Genomic DNA, 5194 nt, shown 5'->3' with positions numbered 1-5194 from the left:
GCTCGGCGCGCTGCCGCCGCCCGACCGCAAGGCCGATGGCGAACTGGCGCTCATCGGCGGCACGTCGAGCTGCATCGTCGGCTATGAAAGCCGGCCCGTCTTCGCGCCAAGCCTCTGGGGGCCTTATTTTTCCGCGCTCTACCCGGCGCGATGGCTGTTCGAGGCGGGCCAGTCGGCCACCGGCGGCCTGCTCAACCATCTGCTGGAGGTCCACAGTGCCGGCGGCACCGCCACTGAGGAACAGCATGGAAGGGTGATCGCCCGAATCGAGGAAATGCTGCAAAAGCGCGGCCCGGGCTTTGCCGACGGGCTCGATATCCTGCCGGATTTTCACGGCAGCCGTTCGCCCTTCGCCGACGCCTCGATGACCGGCATGGTCGCCGGGCTGACGCTTGACGGCAGTTTCGACGGGCTCTGCCGGCTCTACTGGCGCGCCTCGGTGGCGATCGCCCTGTCGCTCCGCCAAATCCTTGCCCTGCTGTCCGAGAACGACATCGCCGCAACGCGCCTGCATTTGGCCGGCGGCCACAGGCGCAATCCGCTGCTCACCCGGCTTTACGCCGATGCCACCGGCCTTCCTGTGATGGTCTCGCCGACCGAGGACGTCGTTTTGCTCGGTTCCGCCATCCACGCCGCAACCGCCGCGCGTCTCGCCCCCGATCTCGGAGCGGCCGCGCGCGCCATGCAGGCGATGCCGGTGGAGATCGCGCCCGATCCGAACCTTGCGGATTACTATGCCCGCCAGTATCGCCGGCTGGAAATCCTGCAGGCCTGCCGCAACGAACTCAAGACCCTCGCATAAGTGGCGACAGAAAGACATAAACAAACCTTTATGTCTTTCTTGCCAGTTTTCGCCAAGGCTGATACGAACGGAACAGATGAACAGGCAAATTGCGGGTGCCGGTCGCGCTCGTCATGCCGAAATGTTTCCGGAGTTTCAGATGAGCACCACAAACGACTATCTCGTCGCCGATATCGCGCTGGCCGATTACGGTCGCAAGGAAATCGACATCGCCGAAACCGAAATGCCGGGCCTGATGGCCGCGCGCGCGGAATTCGGCGAGAGCCAGCCGCTGAAGGGCGCGCGCATTTCCGGCTCGCTACACATGACGATCCAGACCGCCGTGCTGATCGAGACGCTGACGGCGCTCGGAGCCGAGGTCCGCTGGGCCTCCTGCAACATCTTCTCCACTCAGGACCATGCCGCCGCCGCGATCGCCGCCGCCGGCATTCCGGTCTACGCCGTCAAGGGCGAGACGCTCGCCGAATACTGGACCTATACCGACCAGATCTTCCAGTGGGCCGATGGCGGCCAGTCGAACATGATCCTCGATGATGGCGGCGACGCCACCATGTATATCCTGATCGGCGCGCGCGCCGAGGCCGGCGAGGACGTGCTGTCCAAGCCGGGTTCCGAGGAAGAGGAAGTGCTGTTCGCGCAGATCAAGAAGCGCATGGAAGCCTCTCCCGGCTTCTTCACAAAGCAGCGCGAGGCGCTTCTCGGCGTGACCGAGGAAACCACCACCGGCGTCAACCGGCTCTATCAGCTTGCCAAAAAGGGCCAACTTCCGTTCCCGGCGATCAACGTCAATGATTCCGTCACCAAGTCGAAATTCGACAACAAATATGGCTGCAAGGAATCGCTGGTCGACGGCATCCGCCGCGCCACCGATGTGATGATGGCCGGCAAGGTGGCCGTCGTCTGCGGTTACGGCGATGTCGGCAAGGGCTCCGCCGCCTCGCTTTCGGGCGCCGGCGCGCGCGTGAAGGTCACGGAAGCCGATCCGATCTGCGCGTTGCAGGCGGCGATGGACGGCTATGAGGTCGTACTGCTGGAAGACGTGGTCGCGAGTGCCGATATCTTCGTCACCACCACCGGCAACAAGGACATCATCCGCATCGAGCATATGCGCGAGATGAAGGATATGGCGATCGTCGGCAATATCGGCCATTTCGACAACGAGATCCAGATTTCCTCGCTGCGCAACTACACCTGGACCAATGTGAAGCCGCAGGTCGACATGATTTCCTTCCCCGACGGCAAGCGCATCCTGCTGCTTTCGGAAGGTCGCCTGCTGAACCTCGGCAACGCCACCGGCCACCCCTCCTTCGTGATGTCGGCCTCGTTCACCAACCAGGTTCTGGCCCAGATGGAAATCTTCCAGAACCACGCCAAGTATGAGAACACGGTTCACGTTCTGCCGAAGCACCTCGACGAAAAGGTCGCGCGCCTCCACCTCGACAAGCTCGGCGCCAAGCTGACGGTGCTGTCGGAAGAACAGGCGGCCTATATCGGCGTCACGCCGGAAGGCCCGTTCAAGCCGGAACATTACCGCTATTGAGGCCATTTGCGGGGCCACCGGCGGCCCGCACCAGCCACAAGAACGAAAGGCGGCCCCGTATGGGAGCCGCCTTTTTTTATCGGAATCTCGCTTTTCTCGCGACACGCCCGGGCCTGAGCCGAACGCTATCCCCGCTCAGCCTTCGAGCACAACCACCTTGGTGCGCTTGTCGGGGTCGACTCGGGCGTAGAGGTCGATGATGTCCTGGTTGATCATGCGGATGCAGCCGGAAGACACGGCCTGGCCGATCGAGGTCCAGTCCGGATTGCCGTGGATGCGGAACAGCGTGTCATTGCCGTTCTTGTAGAGATAGAGCGCGCGGGCCCCGAGCGGGTTCATGATGCCGGCATCCATGCCGCCGGCATATTCCTTCAGCTCCGGTTGGCGCTTGATCATCGCCTGCGGCGGATACCATGTAGGCCATTCGGCGCGGCGGCCGATATAGGCCTCGCCCGACCAGCGGAAGCCGTCGCGGCCGACGCCGATGCCGTAGCGCACGGCCTTGCCGTCCTCCAGCACCAGATAAAGCAGCCGCTGCTTGGTATCGACGATGATGGTGCCGGGGGCTTCATCCGTCTCGTAATTGATGATCTGGCGGCGATACTTGTCGTCGACCTGCGTGATCGGCACGCGCGGCAGGTCCACGCCATTGTCATTCGTGGCCGCATAGGCGGAGATCGGCGCCATCGTCGTCGACGAACTGTTCGTGGTGGTGCAGCCGGCGGCTGCAAGCAGGCTCGTCAGCGAGATTGCCAGAAAAAGGGATCGAATGTGCATGGACGGTCTCACGGCGTGGAACAAAAGGTGATAATGGTCAATTGATAGAAGCTTATGGTTAAGAATTGGTTGCAACACAAGCTCTGGCGTGGATCGGAGGTTTAGATCGCGCCCCAAGGGGGCGGAGCTGTTGTGAAAATGCATCGCATGAAAGGAAGTTCCATGGCGATTGTCGATCTGCATGGAAAAAACCCGACGGCGGACGGCCGCCAGTCGGATCGTGCCATCATGGTCCGGCGCGGCGTCCAGCATCTGCTGAAACACATGCGCGTTTCCGCGATCGCCGAGATGACGCTTCGAAGCGGACGGCGGGCCGACCTGATCTGCCTTTCGGAAAAGGGGGAGATCTGGATCATCGAGATCAAGACCTCGATCGAGGATTTCCGCGTCGACCGGAAATGGCCGGAATATCGCGATTTTTGCGACCGGCTGTTCTTCGCCACCCATGCCGATGTGCCGCTCGAAATCTTTCCCGAGGAGTGCGGCCTGCTCTTGGCGGACCGTTACGGCGCCGAGATGATCCGCCCCGCCCCCGAACACAGGCTGGCGCCCGCCCGCCGCAAGGTGTTGACCCTCGCCTTCGCCCGCAACGCCGCCGACCGGCTGACCTATGCCGAGCTGGTATTGGAAAAGCTGGAAGCGGAGGGCGTGGACGTCCGAATCTGAGAGGGTTTAAAGCGGCGGCGTGCCGTTGTCGGCGAGCGCATTGCCGGCGAAATAGAGCGAACCGCCGATCAGGATGCGCGGCGGCGGCTGATCGGCGCGCGCGCGCATGCAGATCGCGGCCAGCGCCTCACCGATCGAGGAGACGGGCTCGGCCGAAAGCCCGGCATCCGCCGCCGAGGAGGCCAGCGCGACCGGATCGATGAAGGCCTCCGTGCCCCTGATCGGCGCGCAATAGACATAGGTCGCAAGGCCGGCGAAATGCTCGAAGAAACCGAACGGGTCCTTGGTGTTGATCATGCCGATCACCAGATAGAGCGGGCGCGGGTCGCGCTCCTCGAACCCCGCCAACGCCTCGGCAATCACCTCGCCGGCGCCGGGGTTGTGGCCGCCGTCGAGCCAGATTTCCGAACCCGCGGGCGCCGCTGTCACCAGATCGCCCGTCGTCAGCCGCTGCAGACGCGCCGGCCAGAACACGGAGCCCATGGCGGTTTCGACGGCCTTTTCCTCCAGCGCGAAGCCGGCGGCCTTGACCGCCGAGATCGCGGCGGCGGCATTGGCATATTGATGCCGGCCCGGAAGCGCCGGCAGCGGCAGGTCCATCAGCCCGTCGCCATCCTGATAGACCAGCCGGCCATGCTCCTCATGGGCGGAGAAATCCTGACCATAGACATGCAGCGGACAGCCGAGCCTGTCGGCGCTGGCGATCAGCACCTCTTCCGCCGCCTCGTATTCCTGCTGGCCGATCACCACCGGCACGCCCGGCTTCATGATCCCCGCCTTCTCGGCCGCGATCAGCTCCACCCGGTCGCCGAGATAGGCCTGATGATCGAGCGAGATCGGCATCACCACGGAAACGGCCGGCTTTTCGATGATATTGGTGGCATCGTAGCGACCGCCAAGCCCGACCTCCAGGATCACCACATCGGCCGGAATTTCCGCAAACAGAACGAAGGCTGCCGCAGTCAGCATTTCGAACACGGTCGCCTTGGCACCCTCATTCGCCGCCTCGACCCGCCGCAGCGTCTCGGCCAGAAGCTGATCATCGACATAGCCGCTCGCCCCGCCCGGCCCGCCGATGCGGAACCGCTCGTGCCAGCGCACCAGATGCGGCGAGGAGTGGACATGGACGGAAAGTCCCGAAGCCTCCAGCAGAGCCCGGCAGAAAGCGGTGGTCGAACCCTTGCCGTTGGTGCCGGCGATATGGATCACCGGCGGCAGGGAGAGATGCGGATTGCCGAGCTTTTCGAGAAGCACCCGGATGCGATCCAGCGACAGATCGAAGCCCTTGGGATGCAGTTGCATCAGGTGCTCGATCACGCGCTCGGCGGCGCCGAATGAGGGGTTATCCATGATTGATCCGATTCTGCGGGCCTATCCCGCCCGTGGCGTTCGCGCGCCCTTATCATCCG

General features: G+C 63.6%; 5 protein-coding genes. 3 read left to right on the top strand and 2 right to left on the bottom strand.

Translation table 11 applies throughout. The features are described 5' to 3' along the window. Both B4E36_RS04665 and ahcY read left to right on the top strand, forming a co-directional pair. Positions 1-802: FGGY-family carbohydrate kinase (locus tag B4E36_RS04665; protein WP_345900043.1), on the top strand; the 802-nt coding region annotated here is incomplete at its 5' end. 139 nt (positions 803-941) lie between these two features. Further along, positions 942-2342, top strand: a complete 1401-nt coding sequence (gene ahcY / locus B4E36_RS04660) for an adenosylhomocysteinase (RefSeq protein WP_230721466.1) — start codon at positions 942-944, stop codon at positions 2340-2342. 135 nt (positions 2343-2477) lie between these two features. Here ahcY and B4E36_RS04655 read toward each other — a convergent pair whose 3' ends face one another. Next, the gene (locus tag B4E36_RS04655) at positions 2478-3119 is read right to left on the bottom strand and encodes a L,D-transpeptidase (protein ID WP_292055427.1); all 642 of its coding nucleotides are present in this window, start codon (positions 3117-3119) and stop codon (positions 2478-2480) included. 162 nt (positions 3120-3281) lie between these two features. On the opposite strand from B4E36_RS04655, the gene B4E36_RS04650 reads away from it, so the two are divergent. Further along, positions 3282-3785, top strand: a complete 504-nt coding sequence (locus B4E36_RS04650; RefSeq protein ID WP_230722134.1) for an MmcB family DNA repair protein — start codon at positions 3282-3284, stop codon at positions 3783-3785. A 6-nt stretch (positions 3786-3791) separates the two neighbouring features. On the opposite strand, the gene B4E36_RS04645 is transcribed toward B4E36_RS04650, so the two are convergent. Next, the gene (locus B4E36_RS04645; RefSeq protein WP_292055428.1) at positions 3792-5135 is read right to left on the bottom strand and encodes a bifunctional folylpolyglutamate synthase/dihydrofolate synthase; all 1344 of its coding nucleotides are present in this window, start codon (positions 5133-5135) and stop codon (positions 3792-3794) included. Between the last annotated feature and the right edge of the window lie 59 nt (positions 5136-5194).

It is taken from the genome of Martelella sp. UBA3392, assembly GCF_002358775.1.
GTDB classification, from domain to species: Bacteria; Pseudomonadota; Alphaproteobacteria; order Rhizobiales; family Rhizobiaceae; genus Martelella; species Martelella mediterranea.
Note: the sequence above shows the minus strand (reverse complement) of the source record. Positions and strands in the feature narration are given on the sequence as shown.

What these genes read in the sequence shown, in the direction of transcription:
- ahcY (WP_230721466.1), top strand. Translation starts at nt 942, where the DNA reads ATGAGCACCACAAACGACTATCTCGTCGCCGATATCGCGCTGGCCGAT.
- B4E36_RS04655 (WP_292055427.1), bottom strand. Translation starts at nt 3,119, where the DNA reads ATGCACATTCGATCCCTTTTTCTGGCAATCTCGCTGACGAGCCTGCTT.
- B4E36_RS04650 (WP_230722134.1), top strand. Translation starts at nt 3,282, where the DNA reads ATGGCGATTGTCGATCTGCATGGAAAAAACCCGACGGCGGACGGCCGC.
- B4E36_RS04645 (WP_292055428.1), bottom strand. Translation starts at nt 5,135, where the DNA reads ATGGATAACCCCTCATTCGGCGCCGCCGAGCGCGTGATCGAGCACCTG.